Origin of the sequence: Flaviramulus sp. BrNp1-15 (assembly GCF_022259695.1) — a bacterium.
Classification (GTDB): Bacteria; Bacteroidota; Bacteroidia; order Flavobacteriales; family Flavobacteriaceae; genus BrNp1-15.
Genome location: NZ_CP092099.1, coordinates 3,011,944 through 3,038,277, shown reverse-complemented (window position 1 = coordinate 3,038,277; position 26,334 = coordinate 3,011,944). Strand labels below are relative to the sequence as shown.

Genomic DNA, 26,334 nt, shown 5'->3' with positions numbered 1-26,334 from the left:
CAATAAAGCTACTGTTTAACAGTAGCTTTATTGTTTATTTTGAATTTAAAAAATTATTCAATAATACCTGCACAACTTACTCGGGCACCGGCAGCACCAGATGGCTGAGAAGTAAAATCATCTGTTCCAGCATGAACAATTACACTTTTTCCTAAAATATCTTTAGTATCATCGCCACAGCCAATACACCATTCGTCTGTAGAAAATGTAATGGTTCCATTTCCGTTTTCATCGGCAGTAAAATTACCAATATCGCCTTTATGAAAACCTGCTTCGTCACCCCATTTACCATGTTGTTGCGCTGTAGGATTCCAGTGTCCGCCTGCAGATGTTCCGTCTGCAGAAGAACAATCAGATGAAGCATGTAAATGAATAGCATGTTCTCCTGGTTCTAAACCGCTAATAATAGCAGTCATACTTACTTTTCCATCTTCTTCAGTAAAAACCACATTTCCACTTACGTTGCTGTCACTTTTAGCATTCAATACAATTTTAACTTTTTTTGTTGTAACTTCAACGGTTTTAGACGTTTCGGTATCTACAACTTTAGTTTCTTTTTTATCTTTTTTACAAGCAGTAATACATAATGTTAATGCAATTACTAAATAACTTATTCTTTTCATTTATTAAGTGTTTTAATTATTCGAAAGTTAAGAGTTTAAGTAGTCAATTGCAAATATTTGGTATGACATAAATCATATTTTTAAAAGTCATATTCAATTACTTTTGATATATAATTATTTAATATGTCAAGTTTATTAGTAAATAAATATAATATTGCTGGACCTAGGTATACAAGCTATCCTACGGTTCCGTATTGGAATGATGACACATTTTCTTCAAAAAAATGGAAATCATCATTAATTAAATCCTATAAAGAAAGTAATCAAAAAGAAGGGATTAGTATTTATATTCATTTACCATATTGTGAAAGTTTGTGCACGTTTTGTGGTTGTAATAAGCGCATAACAAAACAACATCAAGTAGAAAGCCCTTATATAAATGCTGTGTTAAAAGAGTGGGGTTTATATCTTAAGTTGTTTGATGAAAAACCAATAATTAAAGAATTACATCTTGGTGGTGGCACTCCAACTTTTTTTAGTCCAGACAATTTAACGCGACTCATTAAAGGTATTTTAAAAGACTCTAAACTTGCTAATAATTATGAGTTTAGTTTTGAAGGGCACCCTAACAATACCACTCGAGAACATTTACAAGCTTTATACAATGTTGGGTTTAGGCGGGTAAGCTACGGTGTGCAGGATTATAATGGAACAGTTCAAAAAGCTATACATAGAATTCAGCCTTTTGAACATGTTAAAAAAGCTACTGAAGTAGCCAGAGAAGTAGGTTATACCTCTGTTGGACACGATATAATTTTTGGTTTGCCTTTTCAAACATTAGACCATGTAAAAGAAACTATTTTAAAAACAAAAAAGTTACTTCCAGATAGATTGGCATTTTACAGTTACGCACATGTGCCTTGGATTAAAGGTAACGGACAACGAGGTTTTGATGAAAAAGATTTGCCTTCGGCAGAATTAAAAAGACAACAATATGAACTAGGTAAACAACTACTCGCTGAGGTTGGCTACCACGAAATAGGAATGGATCATTTTGCATTAAAAACAGATTCACTATACAAATCCATGGTTTCTGAAGAATTACACAGAAATTTTATGGGTTATACAGCTTCAAAAACTCAAGCTATGATAGGCTTAGGTGTATCATCTATAAGTGATAGTTGGTACGGATTTGCTCAAAACGTAAAAGGAATTGAAGAGTATCTTCATTTAGTGAATAATAATGTAATTCCTGTTTATAGAGGGCATATCTTAAATGAAGAAGATTTAATTATTAGAAAGCATATTTTAAACTTAATGTGCAAGTTTAAAACAAATTGGACTATAGATAATTTATATTTTAAAGAGCTTCCAGATACTTTAATTCGTTTAAAGGAGATGGAAAAGGATGGTTTAGTCAAAATTTATTCAAATAGTATTGAGGTAACCACTAAAGGTCAACCTTTTGTAAGAAACATTTGTATGGCTTTTGATTTATTATTACAACGGAAACAACCAAATACCCGTTTGTTTTCGATGACAGTGTAATTGAAAAATAATTCTTAGATTTGAAAAAGAACCAAATCGTTGAACTTAACATTCTAAAAATAAAAAAGGAATCTAAAAACTAAGAAATCATGAAAAAAATTATTGTACCTATAGATTTTTCTGAGCACTCAGAATATGCTTTAAAAACCGCAGTTAAACTTGCAAAGCAATACAACTCTGAGGTTTTAGCATTACATATGTTAGAGATGTCTGATTTGATGTTAACAGCATCAGACGGACTTCAATATGAAAAAGCAACTTTTTTCATCAAATTATCTGAACAAAAATTTGAAGAGTTTTTGAAGAAAGATTATTTAGAAGGTGTAAAAGTAACGCCAATCATTAAGCATTTTAAAGTATTTAGCGAAGTTGATGAGGTGGCTAAAAAGCATAATGCAGACCTTATTGTTATGGGTTCTCATGGTGCTAGCGGAGTTAAAGAGTTTTTTGTAGGCTCTAATACAGAGCGTGTAGTAAGACATTCTGAAATCCCAGTTTTGGTTGTAAAAAATAAAGTAACAGACATAAATTTTGAAACAGTAGTTTTTGCTTGTGATTTTTCTGAAGAAGCAATTAAACCTTACAAGAACGCTGTTAAAATGTTTGATAAAATAAACTCTAAAATGTATTTCGTTTATGTGAATTTACCTAATGAACGTTTTAAAAGTTCGGCACAAATTGAAAAACAAGTGGCTAACTTTTTTACCAAGGCAGAAGGTAATTTAGATAAAATGAAAGATGTACACTACGTATCTGATTACACCGTTGAAGATGGTATTTTAAACTTTTCCTTAAAAGTTGGAGCAGATATTATTGCTATACCAACCCACGGAAAAAAAGGATTAGCACATTTTTTTACAGGAAGTATAGGAGAAGATGTGGCAAATCATGCCACCTTACCAGTTATGACATTTAAGATTTGATGACTTAAAAAGGTGGTAGATTAAAGAAGAGGAGCTGTTAATTCTAACAGCTCCTTTTTTTATAGAATAGAGACAGCCAAAATATTGAATAAACCAGCCTTAGTATTAAAAAAGTTATTTTCTAATTCAATAGCTTTTAATTTGGCGTCTATCAATTTAGATTCCCTTGAATTTACTAAAAATAAAGAACTTTCTCCTAAAAAGAATTTTCGTTCTTCTGCTTTAAGCATAGTATTATAATCGTTAACTATAACTCTTGTGTATTCATTTTGTGTTATAAAGGATTCTAATTCTTGATTTATAGCGTCAATTTTGTTTTTAAGCGTCACTTTTGTAGTTTGAATTTCAAGCTGTGTATCCTGCATTTTAAGTTTAGCTAATTTTAAATCGCCTCGTTCCTTTCTTAAAAACAAAGGAAAACTAATATTTAATCCACTTTTATAAGCCGATGTACTAAACGATCTGGATATCTCTGGTGTTTGTGATAAGAAATTATATTGCAAATCAATTTGTGGTAACAGATTATTGATTTTTAAACGTTTTTCTATGTTTAAACGCTGTAATTTATAGTCTAATGATTGCAGTTTTGGGTGATTATTTAAATCTAAATTTTCAATATTTAGTTGAGAGGTTTTTAAAACACCATCTATAGATTGTAATGTATTTACATCAGGAATAACATTATCTCTAATTTCTATAGGCGTATTTTCATTCAACCACAAATAGTTAGATAATTCTAATGAGGATTTTACAAACTTAATTCTAGCCTTTTCTAAATTTAACTTTCTGTTATTCAATGCAATTCTAGCTTCAAGAGTGTCAATTGCAGGCATTTCACCAACTACATAACTTTTTTTAATACCATCAAAGCGTATTTTAGCATTGTCTAAAAAATCTTCATAAACACGTTTTTCATTATAAGTTTTTAACCAATTAAAATAAGTTAGAGTAGCATCATAAAGTATATTGTTTACTTGTAGTTGCCTATCTGCTTGAGCTTGCTTTACAAACATTTTAGATTGTTTTAGCATCGCCATACGCTTGTTTATCAGTAAGCCTCGGGCTACAGAAACAGAAACACCAACACTGTATAAACCATCCTCTGGAATAGTTGCTTCAGGGTTTAAAAATTCACCTACATTTTCTTCAAAATTTCCTTTTAATTCAATACCATACCAAGTTGGTATTTTAAAAGCCGCATTGAGTTTATCGTAATATTCTGTGCTTTTAAATGTTTTTCTGTCGTAATCAACTTCTAATTTAGGGTCAAAAGCACCTCGAGCTTTCATAAGTTTAGCTTCGCTTTCGTTTACTATTAAATTAGCTTGTTTAACTACAGGATGAAATGTTTTTACATACCCTAAATATTCCGATAAGCTAATTACAGAAGTACCATCTTGAGCGCTAGCTATAAAGCTTATTAACAATACTATATTTAGTAGAATGAACCTCATTTTTTTGATTTTTTTGAATCTGATTCCTTACTGCCTTCAGGTTGATAATAATTTGGCGGGAAACTGTTAATTTGTCGCCATAACTCAAACCAAATAGGAACATCTTCTAAAAGCGCAATGGTACGTGCACCAGAACCTACTCGTATAGCTTCTGGCCAGTTATGATCCGTTTCATCCGGAGCTAATAAAACCCTGTATTTACCATTGGTGCTTATAAAGTTTTCGATAGCTACTACCTTAGCTCCATAAGTGCCATAACTTACATTTGGCCAACCGCTAAACACTATAGCAGGCCATCCATCAAACTGTACTCGAACTTTTTCGCCAACATGTAAAAGCGGTAAATCTATAGGTTTTACATAGGTTTCTACTGCTAAATCATATTTTGCTGGCATGATACCAACAAGCTTTTCGCCTTCTTTAAAAGTAATTCCGATACCTCCAGTAAGCGCTTTGTTAATATAACCACTTTGTGGAGCAGTAACATAAAGTAAACTATTTCGTTTTTTGTAATTGGTATATGCATTTTCAAGTTTAGTAACTTGAGCTTTTGTGTCAAAACCACTGGATTGAGCCGTAAACATATCGCTTTGCGCTTTAGAAATTTTATCAGCAAAAGCAGCATTGGTTCTAGATAACTCTATTCTGGCATTAATAACCTCATTTTTGCTGGCTAAATATTTATTTTCTTGAGAAATAAGTTTAGCTTGATTTTCTTGCAACTTCAAACGTTTTTCTTCAACATCTTTCATGGCTTTTAAGCCTTCTTCTTGCAAGGTTTGTATTCGATTAAATTGAGTTTCAGCAATCTTTAGATTTGTTTTAGCAGCTTCTAAATCAATGCTATCGCTTTTTACCTTTAATTGCGATTGCATAAGTTTATTTCTAGTTTGTTCTAACTTTAATTTTTGTTCTTCTTTTAATGCACTTATTTGTCTGTTAAGTGCATTAACTTTAGATTCATAGGCTATAACAGATGAAGATTTAGCCTGAATTTGATCATTAGTACGCTCTACCAATTTATCATCAAAGTATTCACTTTTAATTTCAGAAATTCTTAAAATGGTATCACCTTCTTGAACAAAATCGCCTTCTTGAACAAACCACTCTTCAATTCTACCCGGAATTTGTGATTGAATAGTTTGCGGACGCTGATTGGGTTTTAAAGTTGTTACTAATCCTTGTCCAGTTATATTTTGTGTCCACGGTAAAAAAAGTATTATTAATAGAATTATAGCCGCAGCAAGCAAAAACTTATTAAACAATTTATAATAATCTTTATTGAAAATATCTTTTCCAGATTTATAATTGTCAAGTGAAATTTTTTTATTTAACTGATTATGAGATATGTTTAGCATAATTCGTTTATTTTTTAATTTCTCCTTTGTCTAACTGAATAATTTGTGTGCATCTATTTTTCCAGCTATCGTTACCGCTCACAACAATTAGTGCCCAAGGTCTGTCTTTGTGAGTTAAAAAGTTAATTATTGAGTTAGTTTCAGATGGGTTAAATCGGTCTAAAGCATCTTCTAATATGATAAGTTTAGGTTTCTTTAAAATGGCTCTAGCTAATATGATTTTTTTAGAAACCGTATGCGACATTTGTTTTCCATCAGGATATAAAATAGTTTTTAAGCCATTAGGCTGTTCTTTTATGAAGTCCATGAGTCCAACCTTATCAAGTATCTCAAAAATTTCATCATCTGTAATTTCAGAATTTCCAAAAGTTAAGTTTTCTTTTATAGATCCTTCAAAAGGAGTTTCTTCAGTTAAAGACAGCCCTAATTGTGCACGATAATAATTTAGATTTAAGCCATTAAGAGACCTATTGTTTATGTATATGTAACCAGATGAAGGCTGATTTACACCAGAAATTAAACGTAGAAGAGTTGATTTGCCCGCTCCACTTTCACCTAAAATTAAAATTCTGCTTTTAATGTTTATATTAAGCGAAATATTATTTATTATGGGTTTTTCTCTATCAGGAACATTGTAAGAAACATTATCTAACTCAATATCTAAATCACCATTAAACGTTGGTTTTTCTCCTTCTTGATCTTCTAAATCTTTGTCAACAATTTGCCCCAGTTTTTCAATTGAAGTTAAAACATCGTAAAACGAACCTAAGCCAATAATTAATTTTTCTACAGAAGCAATAACTAATAAGATAATAATTTCTGCAGCTACAAATTGTCCAATATTCATTTCTTGGTTTAAAACAAGCGCACCACCAATAAGTAGCAAACTTGCTGTTACCACAACTTTGAAGCTTATCATTTGAATGAATTGAATCATTAAAATTTTAAAATGATTTTCTCTTGAAATCAAATATTCGCTAACTAAATGGTCATTTTTGTTAAGCGCTAAACTGGTATTGCCAGATAGTTTAAAACTTACCACAGTTCTTGCTACTTCTTGAATCCAGTGTGCAACTTTGTATTTGTTTTTTGATTCTTTTAAACTTGTTTCTAACCCTTTTTTTGCAGTGAATTTGAATACGACATAAATAAGAACGAGTAATAACAAACCAAATATGATAAAGAATGGGTGATAAAAAGACAACAAAATTAATGCAAACAATATTTGCAGAATAGCCGCAGGCACATCAATTAATATTTTTGAAAGACCTTTTTGAATAATTAAAGTATCAAAAAAGCGATTTGCTAATTCTGGCGGATAAAAATTACGTAATTCAGCCATTTTTATTTTTGGAAAACGATAACTTAATTCAAATGAAGAACGTGTAAAAATACGCTGCTGTATGGTTTCTATAATTCGTAATTGCATCAGTTGTAATGCCCCAGAGAACATAACCCCAACAGTTACCAGAATAACCAAAACAATCCAGGATGTAGAGACCTGAGCGCCTTGTATTAAGTTAATAATAGCTTGAATACCTAAAGGTAATGAGAGTGCTACAACACCAGAAAAAATAGCGTAATAAAAAATTTGAAATATATCTCTTTTCTCTAACTCTAATAAACCAATAAAACGTTGCCAAGGAGACATTTTTGGTGTAATCATAAGCTATAGTTTAAAGTGTTTTGTGCTAAATTGATAAAAAAATTAGTAGGTGTAGATGCAGATTTGCAGTCAGTTATGGATTTAAAATGATCTCTTAAAAAGTGCTGATGCAAACTTCCTTCAATTATTGTACTAGCTAAACTAGAAGGGTATTTGTATTTGGAGTTAACGTCACTTATCATATCCCTAAGTCGATGCACCACACGTTTGTATATAATGAAATAGCCTTCTTTGTTTTCTTGATCGACCTCTTTAGTTAAAAATGATTTTGAGTTTTCATTAATAATAATTTGATTCAGTAATATTTCATTGATATGGGAAAATGTAGAATCTACTTTAGTTGTTCTTGAAACTATTTCTATAGCTTTATTAAGCTTCTCCTTTTTATCTGAAATGCTATGTGTTTCAATAACTAATTGATACTCAATCCAACCCCAATACCATGATGATAGATACAGAAGGAGCTTATGTTTGCTTTCAAAATATCTGTATATAGAACTTTCGTTAGAACCAATTAACACTCCTAACTTTTTAAATGTGAAAGCATCAAAACCAATATCATTTATTAAAACAATACTATGTTCAATGATGCGCTTTCCTAATGTTGATGACTCAGGGTCTTTAACAAATATTTTTTCTGGAACAGCAATCTTTAAATTTGATAGTAAATTTTTCATTTTTAATAAATTTATACGCAAATATAATAGTAATACTATTAAAAAAGAAAATAAAACTATTGATTTTATCAATTTTCAATCAAAAAAATCTATAGTTAGAATTTTAAATAAAGATATTAGTGGCAATCTACACTACTGGAAACCATATCTAGTACTGGAGCAGGAGAGAGGTAAGGAATACCCAAACCTAACCCTCGAAGAATAAATAAAGCACCGATAAGTATAACAAAAATAGGAATGGCTTTTTGTATTTTTTGTCTGGCAGTGCCTTTTAAAAATTGACTAAAATAAATAGCTGTTGTCATTAAAGGTATAGTGCCTAATCCAAAAACAGCCATATATAAACTTCCATTTAAGGCATTGCCACTGGCAATAGCTGCAAAAACAGCCATATAAACCAAACCACAAGGTAAAAACCCATTTAGAAAGCCAATAGTTAAAAAGGTATCTGCTGTTTTTTTCTTTAGCGCTTTCCCTAAAGCCGATTTTATTTTAGAAATAACCTTATATATAGGCTTAGAAAAGTTGTAGTTATTAAAAATACGTTGCGGAATTAAGACAACAATAATCATTAAAACCCCAATAATTATTGAAAGCTGCTGCTGAAACCCAAATAAATATAAACTCTTACCTATAAGACCAAAAATTAAACCAATAATACTATAAGCCAAAAGTCTGCCAATGTGGTAAATGGTAATTTGTGATAGCTTTTTATATCCATTTGTTCTGTCTACAGGAAGCATAAATGCAATAGGGCCACACATGCCCATGCAATGAAAACTACCCAATAAACCTAAAACAAATGCAGAAATTAGCATATTTAATAATGTATTGTTTCTTTGTATAAATACGATTGTCCTTTATATTGCCAATCAATTTTTATGTTCCAACGGCCATCCACCAAACGATTGTCAGGTATGAGCAAATGTGGTTTAGACAATGAAATAGCAGTTTCAAAGTCTAGTTGTTTGTTAGATGGCCTGTATAGGAACACATTTCCAGTAATTTTTTTAAAATCAACATTACTAGGAAAGTAAATAACCAGTCCCTCGGTTATATGTTTGTAAGTTATATTTTCACTTAAAAGATTCGAGTTTTTAAGTTTGTTAATATCGTTTTGGTACGCTAATTCTTCAGCATAATAATCCTCTGCAACCAAATCATGATTGTATTTGTCATCTATATTCATAGTAATAATGAAATACATAATAAAGCTTATAAAGCCTATAAAAGCTAGTACTATTCCGGTTCCCCAATTAATTTTCATATTCTTATTTTTTTTATGGCATTACCCTCGTTCCTCGGGTCGGGCTTTCCGCTATATCTTTTTATTTGTTCTCGATACAATGTAAAGCATTACTCGAACTGACATAAAAAGGATATCGCTTCAATCCCTAATGCGGTGTGCCTATTTTCAATTTCTATTTTCGTTTAATTTTCAAATTCCAAATAACAACTTCAACCTCTTGCTTCAAGCTTCGAGCTTCCAACTTCAAGTTTCTATCTATAACTTCTTGGGCCTAAAAAATTAGCCGTAGTAGTTTCTATAAGTTTATCACCTTGATAAACCCCAATTTTAATTTTATTTCTATCGCCACTTAAAGCTGAATTATTAATCTCTATAAATAGCGTGCCTTTTGCTATACCTTGCTCTGGAACAATAAAACTATCGCTAGTAGCAACCAGTTTTAAAGTGCCTTTATGAGACAATAATTTGAAGCTTACATCTTCAATATTTTTTGTGGTTTTATTTACCAATTTATAAGTAAATACGTTACTTATAATGTTGTTGTCTTTATGTTCGTATAACTGCCCAGGTAATCTTAAAACATTAGCTTCAATATCGTTTCTTAAAAACAGCATGCCTGTTAATAAACCAATTAAAATAACAAGAACAGATATGTAGCCTTTCATTCTTGCAGTTAGTTTAAAAGGTGTTTTCTTTTCTATATTCTCTTCACTGGCATAGCGTATTAATCCTTTTGGTAAATTAATGCTTTCCATAATGTGGTCGCACTCATCTATACAAGCAGTACAGTTAACACATTCTAGTTGTGTACCGTTTCTAATATCTATTCCAGTTGGGCATACATGTACACACTGAAAACAATCAATACAATCGCCATGTCCTAAAGCGCTTCTATCTTCATTTTTTCTAAATTTCTTTCTTCCATTTTCGCCTTCACCACGTTTATGGTCGTAAGCAACTACTATAGATTTTGTGTCTAATAAAACACCCTGTAATCTACCATAAGGACATGCGATAACGCAAACTTGTTCTCTAAACCATGCAAATACAAAGTAAAACACGGCAGTGAAAATTATTAGAGGAATTAAAGTGTTTATATGGTTTAAAGGACCATCAGTGATATATTGAATAAGTTTATCGCCACCAATTAAATAGGCTAAAAAAACATTGGCTATTAAAAATGAAATAAATAGAAATATAATCAGTTTTAAGCCTTTTTTTCTAATCTTTTCAGCATTCCAAGGTTGTTTAGATAGCCGTATTTGTTTTCCGCGGTCGCCTTCTATCCAATATTCAATACGTCTGAAAACCATTTCCATAAAAATGGTTTGCGGACAAATCCAACCGCAAAATAGTCGTCCAAAAGCTACTGTGAAAAGCGTAATAAATACTACGCCAATAATCATGGAAATAACAAATAGATGAAAGTCTTGAGGCCAAAACGGAAACCCGAAAATATTAAAACGACGTTCTAATACATTGAACATTAAAAATTGATTGCCGTTTATTTTTATAAATGGAGATAAAAATAAAAATGCTAATAACCCATAACTAACCCATTTTCTATATTCATAGAATTTACCACTAGGTTTTTTAGGAAATACCCACGCGCGTTTACCTTCTTCGGTAACCGTTCCTATAGTATCTCTAAATGTTTCGTTTGCTGGGGTTTCCAAAACTTTTTAATTTAAACCTGCCGGATGTTAAAAACACCCGACAGGTTTGGGTTTAGTTTAGTTAGCAATTTCTGTTGAATCTACTTTTGTTTCTATTTCAACGTCTTCTGTGGTGTTATTTTCAATAACATCTGTCTCCCAAATATCGCCTTCAGGAGCTTTAGGATTAGCAGGTGTTGTACCTTGAAATGTTAAAACATAACTAGCTACTTGTGCCATTTCCAAAGGTTTTAATTGTTGTTTCCAGGAAATCATACCTTTTCCAGATCGACCTCCTTCAGACACCGTTTTAAAAACACTTTTTATATCGCCACCTAAAATCCAATGATTATCCGTTAAGTTTGGGCCAATACCTCCGCCACCATCTGCCATATGACAAGCCACACAGTTGGTTTCAAAAATAGTTTTACCTGAGGTTAAATCTGCGGCTTCGGTAAGTTGTGTAACCGTATTAACATCAACTAAATTCTTAGCTGTTTTTTTATATTCTTCAACAGCTAAACGAGCATCTGCCAATTCGGTTTCAAGTTCATCAAATTGGTTTGCGCCATTAAATACATGAAATCTTAATAAGTATACTGCAGCAAAAATTATAGAAATGTAAAACCCATATAACCACCAAGGCGGTAAATTGTTATCAAGCTCTTTTATACCATCGTAATTATGGTCTAAAATAATTTCACCTTCTTCTTCAATGGGTTTTGAACCAACAAGTTTTTTATAGGTGTTTTTTAACCAAGTAAACTTGTATTTACTTTCTTTTTCAGCTAAAAATCGAGCCTTAGCTTCATCATCTAATTTGTATAGCATTATATTTTCTAAAGCCCTAACAATACCTTCTATAGCTATAAGAATTAATAAGACTAAAAGGAGAAATAATAATACAGCAGGATATTCAACAAACGCTGGTTTATCGCCAGAGTCTATAAAATACTCTACAGCTCCAAAAATGATAAAGAATGCAATGGGTACTCTTACCCAAGATGGAACAGAATTTCTCATAATATATCGTTGTTTTGGTTGTCTAAAGGAAGGTTGCTAACTTTTTTTATATAGTCTTTTTTAGCTGTAAAAACCCACCAAAATAATACTACAAAAAAGATAAAAAAGATGAGCAAAGAAATGATTGGGTATATTTCTACCCCAGTAATGCTCTCCATATGATTTTTTACAAATTTTAACATAATTATAGTTTTTTTGAGGGTTAATTTTGAGCTGTTTCTACATGAATGTCTGTACCTAAACGTTGTAAATAAGCTATAACAGCAACAATTTCTCGATTTTTCATTTCTACAAATTCTTCACCGTTTTCGACAGCATATTTTTTATCTGCTTCATAAGCAGTGACAAAGTCTGGGTCGCTATATAGATTTTCTTCAATTCTACTACCTTGTTCTAACATATTGGCTTGAGCATTTGCAATATCTTCTTCAGAATACGGAACACCCAAGGCTACCATAGCTTCCATTTTAGCTTCAATATCAGATTTGTTTAACTCATTTTTAATTAACCAAGGATAACGTGGCATAATAGAACCAGATGAGGTACTTTGTGGGTCGTACATGTGGTTGAAATGCCAATTATCTGAATATTTTCCTCCAATTCTATGTAAATCTGGACCGGTACGTTTACTTCCCCAAAGGAATGGATGATCGTAAACATATTCACCAGCTTTAGAATATTCACCATAGCGTTCTACTTCACTTCTAAACGGACGTATCATTTGTGAATGACAACCCACACAACCTTCACGTATGTATATATCTCTACCTTCTAATTCTAGAGGCGAATAAGGTTGTACACTTGCTATAGTTGGAATATTTGATTTTACCATAATGGTAGGTACAATTTGTACAATACCACCAATTAAAATAGCTACTGTTGCCAAAATGGTTAATTGTATTGGTCTACGCTCTAACCAAGTGTGCCATCCTTCACCGGAAGTACGTTTTTTAGTAACGCGTTCTAGAGCAGGAGCTTCAGCTAAATCATCTTCAACTTTACTACCTTGTTTTATGGTTACAATAACATTGTAAATCATGATTAACATACCAGTAATAAATAAGGTACCACCAATAGCACGCATCCAGTACATTGGCATGATTTCAGTAACGGTTTCTAAAAAATTTCCGTAAGTTAAGGTGCCATCAGGATTAAATTGTTTCCACATACTAGCTTGGGTAAATCCAGCTACATACATTGGTAAAGCATACATTATTATACCTAATGTACCTATCCAGAAATGCAGATTTGCTAATCCTAAAGAATATAATTTGGTTTTAAATAATTTTGGAACCAAGAAATAAATCATACCAAAGGTTAAGAAACCGTTCCATGCTAAAGCACCAACGTGTACGTGGGCAATAATCCAGTCGGTAAAATGCGCAATAGCGTTTACATTTTTTAATGATAATGTAGGACCTTCAAAAGTTGCCATACCGTAACCTGTAATAGCTACGACCATAAATTTTAAAACAGGGTCTGTTCTAACTTTATCCCATGCTCCACGAAGTGTTAAAAGTCCGTTTATCATACCACCCCAAGATGGCATTAATAACATTACTGAGAATGCAACACCTAAGTTTTGTGCCCATTCTGGTAAAGCGGTATATAAAAGGTGATGAGGTCCTGCCCAGATGTAAATAAATATTAACGACCAGAAGTGAACTATAGAAAGCCTGTACGAATACACAGGTCTATTGGCTGCTTTTGGTACAAAATAGTACATCAAGCCTAAAAACGGTGTGGTTAAAAAGAACGCTACAGCGTTGTGACCGTACCACCATTGTACTAAAGCATCTTGTACACCAGCATAAACCGAATAACTTTTTAATGCACTAACAGGTAATTCTAAACTGTTAAAAATATGAAGTACAGCAACCGTAACAAACGTAGCTAAGTAAAACCAAATAGCAACATATAAATGGCGTTGTCTTCGTTTTAAAATGGTACCAATTAAATTCCAACCAAAAACTACCCAAATAACTGCAATAGCAATGTCAAAAGGCCATTCTAATTCGGCATATTCTTTTGAAGTTGTATAACCTAATGGTAATGTTATGGCTGCACCAACTATAATGAGTTGCCATCCCCAAAAGTTAATTTTACTTAAGGCATCGCTAAACATTCTTGCCTTAAGTAAACGCTGTGTAGAGTAGTAAACACCAGCAAAAATGGCGTTACCTACAAAAGCAAAAATTACAGCGTTGGTATGCAATGGGCGTAATCTACCAAAGCTTAACCATGAAACACCACTTAAGTATTTCATATCTGGGAATATGAATAAGAAAGCTAGCAGTAAACCTACCAACATTCCAACAACTCCCCAAAGCATGGTAGCATAAAGAAAGTTTTTAACGATTTTATTATCGTAATGAAATTGTTGTATTTCCATAATTTTAGTTGTTAATCTTTTTTGGTTAGTATTTTCTTATTGGATTTTTCTTTTACGAGTTCGTCTTCAAATAACATTCTAACGGAAGGCGTATAACTATCATCATACTGTCCTTTTTTTACGGCCACAATAAAGGCTATAAAAAAACCAATGGCCACAATAATGCTAATTGCTAATAAAATGTATATAACACTCATACCTATTTGAAGTTACGGGTCAAAAGTAGTTTCATCGTTTCTGTAAAAAAATGACATTTGTCATATTATTCATTTTAAATATTTGGGCGTTACCCAAGGGTCGGGTTTTTCGATATATCTTTTTTTCGTTCCTCAAAAAAGGATGTCACTACAATCCCTAACGCAGTTATTCACTAAATTGTCATTCTAATTTTCTACCTAATATATTTGTGCAAATAGTTGTAAATACTACAATGCTAATAGAGCTTAATGGCATTAAAATAGCTGCAATTACAGGTGCTAATTGTCCGGTAACAGCAAAATAAAGTCCAATAACATTATAGATAAACGACAGTAAAAAGCTCCACTTAATAATCTTTATAGCCGATTTTGAAATCCTAATATATTTATATAATTGATTGAATTTCGAGGCATCTAAAATAGCATCACAAGCAGGAGAAAATACATTCACGTTTTCAGAAATAGCAATACCAACATTACTTTGTGCTAAAGCACCGGCATCATTTAAACCATCACCAATCATTAAAACATTGGCACCTTCGCTTTGATGATATTTTATATATTCTAGTTTGTCCTCCGGTTTTTGGTTAAAAAGTAACTTGGTTTTTGTTGGTAATAATTTTGTCAGGTTTTCTTTTTCACCTGCATTATCTCCAGAAATAATAGCTAAATCATATTCTTTTTTTAGTGTGTTAAAAAGTTGTGCTAAACCTTTTCTGTATTTATTGTAAAAGGTGAATTTACCTTTGTAGGTGTTGTTTGTGCTTATGTGTACAGTTGTATTTAAGGTAGCTGTATCTGTTTTATAACCCACAAAAGGAGCAGAACCCACTTTAATATTTTGGTCTTGGTATTTAGCTTCAATACCTTGACCTAAATGCTCTTCGTAAGTATCTAGAGTTAAAATCTCATGCTGGTTTAATAAATTATATAATGATCTGCTTAATGGATGGTTAGAACCTCTTAATGTGCTTTTAAGTAAAGCTTCTTCAGCTTCAGATAGTTGCAAACCTTCATAATCTATATGAGTTTCTTTATTTGCAGTTATTGTACCTGTTTTATCAAAAATTATGGTGTTTATTTTGGCTAATTGTTCAATAACTGAAGCATTTTTTAAATAGAATTTTTTCTTTCCAAGAATCCTTAAAATATTTCCGAAAGTAAAAGGAGCAGAAAGAGCAATAGCGCATGGGCAAGCAATAATTAATACCGATGTAAATACATTTAAAGCTTTACTTGAATCTACAAACAGCCAATAGCTTGTTGCTAAAAAAGCAATTGATAAAACTGCAATAGTGAAGTTTTTACTAATGCTATTGGTAATATTTGTAAAGGCTAATGCTTTATCTTTTTTAAAGACATCATTACTCCAAAGTTGTGTTAGGTAGCTTTGCTCTACCGATTTTAAAACATCAACTTCAATACTGCCATCTAATTGTTTTCCGCCGGCAAAAAGTTTATCGCCAGATTGTTTTGAAACGATTTTAGATTCGCCTGTAACAAAACTATAATCAATACGAGCATTACCGTTAATTAAAATGCAATCAACAGGAATAAGTTCTTCATTTCTAATTAAAAGTCTATCACCTTTTTCAATATCATAAACTTGAATGGATTCTTCATTGCCTTCAGAGGTTATTTTGGTAATTCCAATGGGGAAATACGATTTATAATCGCGCTCAAAAGATAAAAAAGTGTATGTTTTTTGTTGAAAAAATTTCCCAAGCAATAAAAAGAAAATCAACCCTGTTAAGCTGTCAAAAAAACCAGAACCAATATTTAAAATAATTTCGGCAGAACTTCGTATAAATAAAACAATAATACCTAAAGCGATTGGTACATCAATATTCAGCATTTTAGAGCGTAAACCTTTAAATGCAGAAATAAAGTAATCTTGAGCCGAATAGAATACTACTGGTAATGAGAATAAAAACATAAGCCATCTAAACAGATGTTTGTATTGTTCTAACCAAAATTCGCCTACTTGAAAATATTCAGGAAATGATAAAAACATCACATTTCCAAAAGCAAATCCAGCGACACCTAATTTGTAAATTAAAGACCTATTAATTTTGTTTTTACCAACACTATAATCATCTAAACTTATAAAAGGTTCGTAACCAATACTGCTTAATAATGCTACTAATTCTTTTAAAGAAAAGCCTTCAGTACTGTAAGTTACACGAACTGTTTTTTTGCCAAAATTTACTACAGAAGCACTTATATTGGGGTTTAATTTATTTAAATTTTCTAACACCCAAATACACGAACTACAATGTATATGCGGAATGTAAAGTGTAATAATTTGGGTGTTATCATTATTAAATTCAAGTAGTTGCTCAACAATTTTAGAGTTTTCTAAAAAGTTGTATTTCCCCTCAATATCTTTAGGTGTAGCTCCTGGAGCTTGTTGCAGATCGTAATAGCAAGTTAAGTCGTTTTCAGAAAAGATTTCGTAAACCGTTTTACAACCGTTACAACAAAATAATTTATCATCAAAAGTGATTTTTGTAGATGTTGCATCTAAACCACAATGAAAGCATGTGTTTTTGCTCATTATTATTTGCTCATTTATACCTGCAACAAAAATGAAAAATCATATGTTTTTTAAATATGATAATTGTCATGTTTTCCGTATTTTTACCAAACTTTCAATTATCAGGTATGTCAAAGTGTGAACAGTGTATTATTAAGCAATTCAATTCGCTTAAATCTTTAACGAAAGAAGAATTGATGCGAGTTTCGAGTTGTAAAACATCTAAAATCATTAAAAAGGGCGAGGTCATTTTTGAGGAAGGTGAAACTATAAATGGTGTTTATTGTGTAAAAGATGGTATTTGCAAACTATCTAAACTAAGCGAAAACGGTAAAGACCAAATAGTAAAAATGGTTGTAAAAGGGCAATTGTTAGGTCAAAGGTCGTTGGTTACAGATGAAACTTCAAATTTACAAGCCGTAGCTTTAAATGATATGGAAGTTTGTTTTATACCAAAAAGTGAAATCATGGCAGATCTTCAAAAAAACCCAAAATTCTCATTTGATGTTTTAAAAGAGATGGCTCAAGATTTAAGAGACGCCGACGATATTATTGTGAATATGGCACAAAAATCTGTTCGAGCTCGTTTAGCAGAAACCTTAATCTATATTAATGATAGTTTTGGAACTAATCCAGATGGAACTTTAAGCGTTTTACTATCTAGAGAAGATTTTGCAAATATTGTTGGTACTGCAACAGAGTCTGCAATTCGTGTACTATCTCAATTTAAAAAAGAGGGACTAATATCTACTATTGGTAAACAAATAAAAATTGAAGATCTATCAGGTTTAAAACGAGTAGAGTAGTATTTATTTGATTTACTTCTACTGCCATAGATAAATCTAATTGTTTGTATGTATTTGTTGTATAAAAATATAGTATTTTTATGCAGCTATGAATAACAATAAAACTCACAAGAAAGGTTTTGTATTTAAAAAATACGAAGCACCTTACCAATCGCCATTCGATAAACTTTTTGAGGTTTTCAAAGAGTTAATAACCCATACATCAGGAGATTTTGATGAAGCCATAGATTGGTTAAGAGAATTAGATATAGAATATAAACTCACCACTCCAGATTATACTATTGATGATTTTATTGAAGACCTAAAAAAGAAGGGGTATTTAAAAGAAGAAATTGATCCAGATGGAAATGGTTCTCTTGCTATTACTGCAAAGACAGAACGTGCCATTAGGCAACAAGCTTTAGACCATATTTTCGGAAAAATTAAACGTAGCGGACAAGGAAATCATAAAAGTAAAAGCCCAGGTTTAGGAGATGAACATACTGGCGATTTTAGAGCTTATCAATTTGGAGATGCTCTAGATAAAGTGTCTATGACCGAAAGCTTAAAAAATGCCCAAATTAATAACGGTATTGGAGATTTTAATTTATCTGAAGACGATTTAGTTGTAGAAGAAACGCTTCATAAATCGCAAATGAGTACTGTTTTGATGATAGATATTAGCCATAGCATGATTTTATATGGTGAAGATAGAATTACACCTGCCAAAAAAGTAGCAATGGCATTGGCAGAATTAATAACAACCCGATATCCTAAAGATACTTTAGATATTTTGGTATTTGGTAACGATGCGTGGCAAATAGAAATAAAAGATTTACCCTATTTAAAAGTAGGGCCTTATCACACTAATACAGTTGCTGGATTACAATTAGCAATGGATTTGTTAAGACGCAAGCGAAACACTAACAAGCAAATTTTTATGATTACTGATGGGAAACCAAGTTGTTTGCGGTTACCCGATGGCGAGTATTATAAAAATAGTAACGGTTTAGATAAGCATATTGTGAATAAATGTTATGCTATGGCACAACAAGCAAGACGTTTACACATACCAATTACCACTTTTATGATTGCAAAAGACAGTTACCTAATGCAATTTGTAAGAGAGTTTACCTATGCAAATCAAGGAAAAGCTTTTTATACCGGACTTAAAGGTTTAGGAGAAATGATTTTTGAAGATTACGAAACAAACAGAAAAAAAAGAATAAAGGGGTAGAAACCCCACCCAACCTCCCCAAAAGGGAGGAGTTAGAGCATATTACTATAAAAAAGAAATAATAAATATTACCCACAAAAGTTCCCTCTTCTATGGAGAGGGTTAGGGAGAGGCTTATGAAAAATATAACAACATTAGGAGAATTAAAAAAAGTAGGTTATGAATCCAAATCTATAAAGGATGAACTTCGAGATAATCTTATTCAAAAAATAAAGAACAAGGAAACCACTTTTATAGGTGTTCATGGTTATGAAAACACAGTAATTCCAGAGTTAGAACGTGCAATTCTTTCTAGACATAACATTAACCTTTTAGGTTTAAGAGGACAAGCAAAAACACGTTTAGCTCGTTTGATGCTGAATTTGTTGGATGAATACATACCAGTGGTTGAAGGTTCTGAAATTAATGATGATCCTTTAAAACCCATTTCAAGATATGCCACAGAATTTATTAAAGAAAAAGGTGATGATACACCTATTTTTTGGTTACATAGAAGTGAACGTTTTGCCGAAAAACTCGCAACACCAGATGTTACCGTAGCAGATATTATTGGTGATGTAGATCCTATAAAAGCGGCCAATTTAAAATTGAGTTATGCCGATGATCGTGTGATTCATTATGGTATGATTCCAAGAGCAAACAGGTGCATTTTTGTTATTAATGAGTTGCCAGATTTACAAGCCAGAATTCAGGTGGCTTTATTTAATATTCTTCAAGAAGGCGATATACAAATACGTGGTTTTAAGTTGAGGTTGCCTTTAGATATTCAATTTTTATTTACTGCAAACCCAGAAGATTATACTAATAGAGGTAGCATCGTTACACCTTTAAAAGATAGAATAGGCTCACAAATTTTAACTCATTATCCAGTAGATATTGAAACGGCACGTTTAATTACCGAGCAAGAAGCACGATTAGTTGAAAGCCAAAAACAAACCGTAATGGTTCCAGATTTAGCTAGAGATTTGTTAGAGCAAATTGTTTTTGAAGCTCGAGAAAATGAATATATTGATGCTAAGAGTGGTGTAAGTGCTAGATTAAGTATAACAGCTTTAGAGAATTTACTTAGTACTGCAGAACGACGTGCGCTTTTGTCTGGTGATAAAATAACTATGTTACGCTTAAGCGATTTTGTAGGTATAATTCCAGCTATAACAGGTAAGGTAGAATTGGTTTATGAAGGTGAGCAGGAGGGAGCAGCAGTAGTAGCATATAATTTAATAGGTGAAGCTGTTAAAAGTTTATTTACAGAGTTTTTCCCTAAGATTGAAAAACTTCAAAAACAAGAAGCTGAAAGCCCTTATGATGATATAGTATCTTGGTTTTTCAACCAGAAAGATGGTTTCGAATTATTAGACGATTTAAGAGATAAGGAATATAAAAGTATGCTAGATGCTATTTCTCCTCTAGATGATTTGTTAGGCGAATATCAACCTAAGTTAACAAAACAAGATAGTTATTTTGTAAAAGAATTTGTGCTTTGGGCATTAGTAGAGTTTAAACTGTTAAGTAAATACAGATTTTCTGAAGGTATACAGTTTAAAGATCCATATGGTAGTTTTATAAGCGGTATTTAAATTACCAATTACCTCTACTTTTAATATTATTAGCGCATAACTGAATAATTTCTGTTATGCGCTTTTTTCTTGTGGCTTCACGTTTAGCTTGGTTTAACCAATATAAATAGCTCTTTCTGTACGATGGTGCAAAACTATTATAGTTTGTAAAAGCTTCAGGGTTGTTGTCAAATTCAATTTGTAAATCTTCAGGAATAATACCATTTTCAACATTATCTAAAGCAGTCCAACTATCATTTTGTTTAGCAATTTCAATGGTTTTTAATCCGCTTTTATGCATTAAGTTTTCAGCAATTAATTCTTCAATATAACTTTTGTTTAATGCACTCCAAACGCTTTTTGGATTTCTAGGTGTAAAGTATTGCCGGCGTTTTCCATTGCCCAAACTTTTAACAGTTGAATCTATCCAACCATAACACAAGGCTACTTTTACAGCTTCTTCCCAACGCATACTGTCATTTTCGTGGGTGACTTTATAAAAAATTAAATATACACCATTTGAAGTTCTGTGATTTTCATGCAACCATTTTCGCCATGTTTCATCAGTTTTAAAATATAACTCAGGTAATTCCATGAATAGTTATATTTTTTTTGCTTCAACATAAAAATCCCTGTCTACAGAAAAGTCAGTGTTTTTTGAATCTAATTCTAAACTTTTCCATTCTGCTTTAGGAAATAACCATTGTTCTTTTTCGCCAATGGTTACCTGTATAGGCATATCAAATTTATCGACAATATTTGTCCAACGATATTTTAGCTCTTTTCCTATTATTGAATATTCTAATGTTGGAATTTTAGTTGTTCTTAAATACTGATTAAAAAATTCGGTTAAATCAATACCAGTTTGTTCTCTTATATAATCTTCAATTTGTTGTGTGGTAACGGTTTGATGGTAAAATGTTGTATTTAAACCGCGCAGTATTTTACGCCATTTTTCATCATCTTCAATAAGTTGACGTAATGTGTGTAGCATATTTGCGCCTTTATAATACATGTCTCCAGAACCCTCATTGTTTACATTATAATGTCCTATAATGGGTTTGTCATTGCGAATTGCTTTACGTGTTCCAATAACATAATCTGCAGAAGCTTCTTTTCCAAAGTAATAATCTAAAAACAAATTTTCAGAATAAGCAGTAAAACTTTCATGAATCCACATGTCTGCGATATCTTTATAAGTAATATTATTAGCAAACCATTCATGACCTGCTTCATGAATAATAATGAAATCGAACTTTAAACCCCAGCCTGTTCCTGATAAATCATGACCTAAATATCCTTTTTTATATTGGTTACCATAAGTAACAGAACTTTGATGTTCCATTCCTAAATAAGGCACTTCCACTAGTTTAAAGCTATCGGCATAGAATGGGTATTGACCAAACCAATGCTCAAAAGCTTTCATCATTTTTGGTGCATCTTTAAAATGTTCTTTTGCTTTTTCAAGATTATCTCTTAAAACATAGTAATCCATATCTAAATTTCCAGCCATACCATCATATATCTCTGAAAAGTTTACATAATCACCAATATTAATATTAACACCATAATTATTTATTGGGTTTTTTACAAACCAACTATAAGTTTTGGTGTCGCCAATTTGTTCCACTTTTCGTAATCTACCATTAGAAACATTCATTAATTTTGATGGTACATTAACACTTATAAGCATACTATCAACTTCGTCGTACATATGGTCTTTACATGGCCACCAAACACTTGCTCCTAAGCCTTGACATGAAGAAGCAATAAAAGGTTTTCCTTTATTGTCTTTTTTCCAAGAAATTCCTCCATCCCAAGGCGCATTAACAGCTTCTCTTGGTTGGCCTTCATAATATACATCAATACTATTTATGTCATTTATATTTTGATTGTCTTGTAAACTAATAAAATGCGCATTTCCATCATCTTTAACTTCTAGTTGTTTTCCATTCTGAACAACTTTAGTGATTTTTAAAGGTGATTGTAAATCAATTTGCATTACAGAATCATTCTTTAATACCTTGTATTGAATCGTGTTTTTTCCTGAGATAAATTTTTCTTCTGGATTAACTTTTATATCTAAATGGTAATATGTTAAGTCCCACCAAACACGTTCTGGAGTAATACTTCCTCTTAAAGTATCTTGATGAGTGAAATTAGATTTTTCAGAAAGTAAACTTTGAGCATTTATAGACAAAGTGACAATAAAGAGACCAAATAGTAATATGTTTTTTTTCATTTTTTAATTATCTTATTATTTTGTTTGGAAATACAACAACGCTTTCAAAACCATTTTCATTTACTGAAGCTACTCCAAAATAGTAATTATCAATAACAATACCATCTAACATAAATTCTGAAACATCTCCAACATAACGGTAGTTGTCCCAAGTTGGTGATGTTGTATCTCGCCAATAAATTTTATAGCCTTTAGCTCCATCAACTTTGTCCCATTTAAGTTTTGCAGATGCTTCAACAATACCACCAATAGCGACATTTTTTGGCTCTGGAGGAGCCGATGCTAAACTAGCTAAATTAATAGCATTTACAGCAGTTAGTTTTTTTGCATAGTCAAAATTTACATGTTCAATAACATCACCATATTTTATACCATTTTCTTCTCTTATATCTTGATGTTGTTGTGTGTAATTTTCATGAGCTTCCATAATACGAATACCAGCATATCCCAAATCATTAAACGGACGATGATGCCCACCACGACCAAAACGGTCTAATCGATACACCATCATAGGGTTCATTTCTGGCATGTATTTTTTTACATTATTATGAACATATCGAGCCAGTTGGCGTGAAATACCATCAACTTCTCCACCGTAGAAGCGTCGTAATGTACGTTCTCTTTCTGTTTCGTTTGGAGGAACAGGTTCAGAAAATATTCTAAATGTTCGGTTATCAATTACACCATCAACGCCTTTAATATTTCCAATCATATCATTATTAAAAACACCTATAATATTCCAACCTTGTTCTTTTGCATAGTTAGCTAATCCAGCTCCACCAAAAAGTCCTTGTTCTTCTCCAGATAATCCAACATAAACAATACTATTTTCAAAACTATACTTACTTAGTACACGTGCCGCTTCAATAGTTCCTGCCATACCTGATGCATTATCATTTGCACCTGGCGCATCTATTGTAAAATCCATTGTATCACTTGCACGAGAATCAATATCTCCACTCATAATTATATAACGATTTGGATATTTTGTGCCTTTTTGTATGGCAACTACGTTTACCACCCAAGTGTCATGTGGTACACGATTGTTACCTTCTTTTGTAACGAAATCTTTCTGATAAAAAACATCTAAACAATTGTTACACTTTTTTGAAATAGATTCAAATTCAGACTTAATCCATCGTCTTGCAGCTCCAATACCTTTAGTATTTGAAATTGTATCGCTAAATGTATTTCTTGTGCCAAAGTTTACTAATGTTTGTATGTCTTTTTCAATGCGTTGTGCAGAAACAGAATCTATAATGCTATAGATTTTCTGATTGGTCTGTGCTGTGAGTAGGTTTGATAAAAAAAATAGAAAAATTATAGAACTTTTTTTCATTCGATTTTTATTTTTATCGAAGTTAATAAAAATAAAAACGCTCCGAAAAAAAATCGGAGCGTTTTAACACTTGAGTTAGTCACTTAAAAACTACTACTTCAATTAAAAGCAATATTTGTTTTCTTTAATCACTTTTCCAGCGATAATGTTTCTTAATTCTATAATGTTAGGCATGTTTACATACTTAATGTAACGTTTTAAACCCATAAGCATCATGCGTTGTTCATCGCCTTCAGAGAAAGAAATTATAGAGTGCTTACCAGCAGTTTCTATAACATCAATAGCATGGAATAAGTTTAACTTAGCCATAGCTATTTGCTCTTTAACTTTATCTTCACCTTCTTTTTTAGCTAATTTTTCTGCACGTAAAATAGCAGATTCAGCTAAATAAATTTGAATTAAAATATCTGAAGAAGCTAGCATTAATTGCTGATGTTGTTCTATTTTTTCTCCATATTTCTGTAAAGCAGCACCTGCAACCATTAAGAACAATTTCTTTAAATTAGCAATGATGCTTTTTTCTTCTGAAAATAATTCAGAATAATTAGGAGTGTCAAATGAAGGAATACCTGTTAATTCATTAGCAACAGCCGTTGCAGGACCAAGTAAATCTACATGACCTTTCATGGCTTTTTTAATAAGCATACCAATACTTAACATTCTATTAATTTCGTTGGTACCTTCATAAATTCTGGCAATACGCGCATCTCTCCATGCAGATTCTATTGGCGTTTCTTCAGAGAATCCCATACCACCAAAAATTTGAATACCTTCATCAGTACATTTTTGAGTATGTTCAGATACTGCTACTTTTAAAATAGAACACTCAATAGCATATTCTTCAACACCTTTAAGCTCCGCTTCTTGGTGTGTGTCTTTGCCATTATTTTGACGGATTATAATTCTGTCTTCAATGTTTTTTGCAGCACGGTAACTTGCAGATTCACCAACCCAACAGTTAGTAGTCATTTCAGCAATTTTTTGACGAATTGCTCCAAAACTAGAAATAGGTGTTTTAAATTGAATACGCTCGTTAGCATATTTTACAGATTCTGTAATAGTACGACGTTGTGCGTCTAAACATGCAGCAGCTAATTTTATTCTACCAACATTTAATGCATTCATCGCAATTTTAAAACCATTTCCTCTTGTAGAAAGCATGTTTTCAACAGGAACAACAGTGTCATTAAAAAACACTTGACGCGTAGAAGAAGCACGAATACCTAATTTGTGTTCTTCTTCTCCCATAGTAATACCATTAGGGCTATTTGGGTCGTATTCAACAATAAATCCAGTGATGTTTTTATCATCTTCAATACGTGCAAATACAATCATTAAACTACAGAAACCAGCATTGGAAATCCACATTTTCTGACCTGTAATTTTATATGTTTTCCCATCTTCTGAAAGAACCGCTTTAGTTTTACCTGAATTAGCATCACTACCAGCACTTGGTTCTGTTAAGCAATAAGAACCAAACCATTCTCCTGAAGCTAGTTTTGGTACATATTTTTTCTTTTGATCTTCTGTACCGTAAAGTGTAATTGGCATAGTACCAATACCTGTATGCGCACCAAATGCTGTACTAAAAGATCCAGTTGCACCAGAAATATAGTCGCAAACAAGCATAGTAGAAACAAATCCCATACCCATACCGCCATATTCTTGTGGTACAGAAACACCTAAGAATCCCATTTCTCCAGCTTTTCTCATACAAGATTCGGTTAGGTCATAATCTTTGGCTTCAAAACGAGGTTTATTTGGCCAGATTTCTCTATCAACAAATTCTGTTACAGCTTCTTTCATCATAAGCTGTTCTTCATTAAAATCTTCTGGAGTGAAAATATCTTCACAGCCAACTTCTTTTACTAAAAATTGACCACCACGTAAAATATTTTTTTCTGTTGCTTCCATTTTTATATCTTGATTTAGTT

General features: G+C 32.0%; 22 protein-coding genes. 5 read left to right on the top strand and 17 right to left on the bottom strand.

Going from position 1 to position 26,334, the window contains the following annotated elements:
• Positions 1-53: 53 nt before the first annotated feature.
• Positions 54-623, bottom strand: a complete 570-nt coding sequence (locus MBM09_RS13470; protein WP_238674241.1) for a superoxide dismutase family protein — start codon at positions 621-623, stop codon at positions 54-56.
• 123 nt (positions 624-746) lie between these two features.
• On the opposite strand from MBM09_RS13470, the gene hemN reads away from it, so the two are divergent.
• Positions 747-2,111, top strand: a complete 1,365-nt coding sequence (hemN, locus tag MBM09_RS13465; RefSeq protein WP_238674240.1) for an oxygen-independent coproporphyrinogen III oxidase — start codon at positions 747-749, stop codon at positions 2,109-2,111.
• A gap of 89 nt (positions 2,112-2,200) precedes the next feature.
• Positions 2,201-3,034 carry a universal stress protein gene (locus MBM09_RS13460; protein ID WP_238674239.1) on the top strand — a complete coding sequence of 278 codons (834 nt, stop codon included), beginning with the start codon at positions 2,201-2,203 and terminating at the stop codon, positions 3,032-3,034.
• Between the two features lie 59 nt (positions 3,035-3,093).
• On the opposite strand, the gene MBM09_RS13455 is transcribed toward MBM09_RS13460, so the two are convergent.
• The 12 genes from MBM09_RS13455 to MBM09_RS13400 all read right to left on the bottom strand — a co-directional run bounded on the left by MBM09_RS13455 (position 3,094) and on the right by MBM09_RS13400 (position 17,262).
• Entirely contained in the window at positions 3,094-4,488 is a 1,395-nt protein-coding gene (locus MBM09_RS13455; protein ID WP_238674238.1) for a TolC family protein, read from the bottom strand.
• Positions 4,485-5,846 (bottom strand): HlyD family secretion protein, encoded by a 1,362-nt coding sequence (locus MBM09_RS13450; protein ID WP_238674237.1) that lies wholly within the window; start codon positions 5,844-5,846, stop codon positions 4,485-4,487. The genes MBM09_RS13455 and MBM09_RS13450 overlap by 4 nt, the downstream gene beginning before the upstream one ends.
• A gap of 7 nt (positions 5,847-5,853) precedes the next feature.
• Complete coding sequence (locus MBM09_RS13445) at positions 5,854-7,512, bottom strand: peptidase domain-containing ABC transporter (RefSeq protein ID WP_238674236.1); 1,659 nt, start codon at positions 7,510-7,512, stop codon at positions 5,854-5,856.
• Entirely contained in the window at positions 7,509-8,189 is a 681-nt protein-coding gene (locus MBM09_RS13440) for a TetR/AcrR family transcriptional regulator (protein WP_238674235.1), read from the bottom strand. Before MBM09_RS13440 ends, MBM09_RS13445 begins: the two co-directional genes overlap by 4 nt.
• Before the next feature lie 116 nt (positions 8,190-8,305).
• Positions 8,306-9,007 (bottom strand): sulfite exporter TauE/SafE family protein, encoded by a 702-nt coding sequence (locus MBM09_RS13435; RefSeq protein WP_238674234.1) that lies wholly within the window; start codon positions 9,005-9,007, stop codon positions 8,306-8,308.
• 2 nt (positions 9,008-9,009) lie between these two features.
• Positions 9,010-9,456: a FixH family protein gene (locus tag MBM09_RS13430; protein ID WP_238674233.1), complete on the bottom strand. Its 447-nt coding sequence runs from the start codon at positions 9,454-9,456 to the stop codon at positions 9,010-9,012.
• A 233-nt stretch (positions 9,457-9,689) separates the two neighbouring features.
• The gene (ccoG, locus tag MBM09_RS13425; RefSeq protein ID WP_238674232.1) at positions 9,690-11,114 is read right to left on the bottom strand and encodes a cytochrome c oxidase accessory protein CcoG; all 1,425 of its coding nucleotides are present in this window, start codon (positions 11,112-11,114) and stop codon (positions 9,690-9,692) included.
• Positions 11,115-11,171: 57 nt separating this feature from the next.
• Positions 11,172-12,116 (bottom strand): cbb3-type cytochrome c oxidase N-terminal domain-containing protein, encoded by a 945-nt coding sequence (locus MBM09_RS13420; RefSeq protein WP_238674231.1) that lies wholly within the window; start codon positions 12,114-12,116, stop codon positions 11,172-11,174.
• Positions 12,113-12,298 carry a CcoQ/FixQ family Cbb3-type cytochrome c oxidase assembly chaperone gene (locus MBM09_RS13415; RefSeq protein ID WP_238674230.1) on the bottom strand — a complete coding sequence of 62 codons (186 nt, stop codon included), beginning with the start codon at positions 12,296-12,298 and terminating at the stop codon, positions 12,113-12,115. Before MBM09_RS13415 ends, MBM09_RS13420 begins: the two co-directional genes overlap by 4 nt.
• Positions 12,299-12,318: 20 nt before the next feature.
• The gene (gene ccoN / locus MBM09_RS13410; RefSeq protein ID WP_238674229.1) at positions 12,319-14,508 is read right to left on the bottom strand and encodes a cytochrome-c oxidase, cbb3-type subunit I; all 2,190 of its coding nucleotides are present in this window, start codon (positions 14,506-14,508) and stop codon (positions 12,319-12,321) included.
• 11 nt (positions 14,509-14,519) lie between these two features.
• Entirely contained in the window at positions 14,520-14,705 is a 186-nt protein-coding gene (ccoS, locus tag MBM09_RS13405) for a cbb3-type cytochrome oxidase assembly protein CcoS (protein ID WP_238674228.1), read from the bottom strand.
• Between the two features lie 181 nt (positions 14,706-14,886).
• Complete coding sequence (locus tag MBM09_RS13400) at positions 14,887-17,262, bottom strand: heavy metal translocating P-type ATPase metal-binding domain-containing protein (protein ID WP_238674227.1); 2,376 nt, start codon at positions 17,260-17,262, stop codon at positions 14,887-14,889.
• Positions 17,263-17,369: 107 nt separating this feature from the next.
• Between MBM09_RS13400 and MBM09_RS13395 the strand changes: the two genes are divergently transcribed.
• The 3 genes from MBM09_RS13395 to MBM09_RS13385 all read left to right on the top strand — a co-directional run bounded on the left by MBM09_RS13395 (position 17,370) and on the right by MBM09_RS13385 (position 20,840).
• Positions 17,370-18,047 carry a Crp/Fnr family transcriptional regulator gene (locus MBM09_RS13395; RefSeq protein ID WP_238674226.1) on the top strand — a complete coding sequence of 226 codons (678 nt, stop codon included), beginning with the start codon at positions 17,370-17,372 and terminating at the stop codon, positions 18,045-18,047.
• An 88-nt stretch (positions 18,048-18,135) separates the two neighbouring features.
• Positions 18,136-19,263, top strand: coding sequence for a VWA domain-containing protein (locus MBM09_RS13390; protein ID WP_238674225.1), 1,128 nt, complete (start codon positions 18,136-18,138; stop codon positions 19,261-19,263).
• 116 nt (positions 19,264-19,379) lie between these two features.
• The gene (locus MBM09_RS13385; RefSeq protein WP_238674224.1) at positions 19,380-20,840 is read left to right on the top strand and encodes a magnesium chelatase; all 1,461 of its coding nucleotides are present in this window, start codon (positions 19,380-19,382) and stop codon (positions 20,838-20,840) included.
• 1 nt (position 20,841) lies between these two features.
• Here the strand turns inward: MBM09_RS13385 and MBM09_RS13380 are convergent, their stop codons facing one another.
• From MBM09_RS13380 to MBM09_RS13365, 4 genes are all read right to left on the bottom strand, one after another.
• Positions 20,842-21,414: a YdeI family protein gene (locus tag MBM09_RS13380; protein WP_238674223.1), complete on the bottom strand. Its 573-nt coding sequence runs from the start codon at positions 21,412-21,414 to the stop codon at positions 20,842-20,844.
• 6 nt (positions 21,415-21,420) lie between these two features.
• Positions 21,421-23,061 carry a M1 family metallopeptidase gene (locus MBM09_RS13375; protein ID WP_238674222.1) on the bottom strand — a complete coding sequence of 547 codons (1,641 nt, stop codon included), beginning with the start codon at positions 23,059-23,061 and terminating at the stop codon, positions 21,421-21,423.
• Between the two features lie 7 nt (positions 23,062-23,068).
• Positions 23,069-24,400, bottom strand: a complete 1,332-nt coding sequence (locus MBM09_RS13370; protein WP_238674221.1) for a M28 family peptidase — start codon at positions 24,398-24,400, stop codon at positions 23,069-23,071.
• 102 nt (positions 24,401-24,502) lie between these two features.
• Complete coding sequence (locus MBM09_RS13365; protein ID WP_238674220.1) at positions 24,503-26,314, bottom strand: acyl-CoA dehydrogenase family protein; 1,812 nt, start codon at positions 26,312-26,314, stop codon at positions 24,503-24,505.
• Positions 26,315-26,334: the final 20 nt, after the last annotated feature.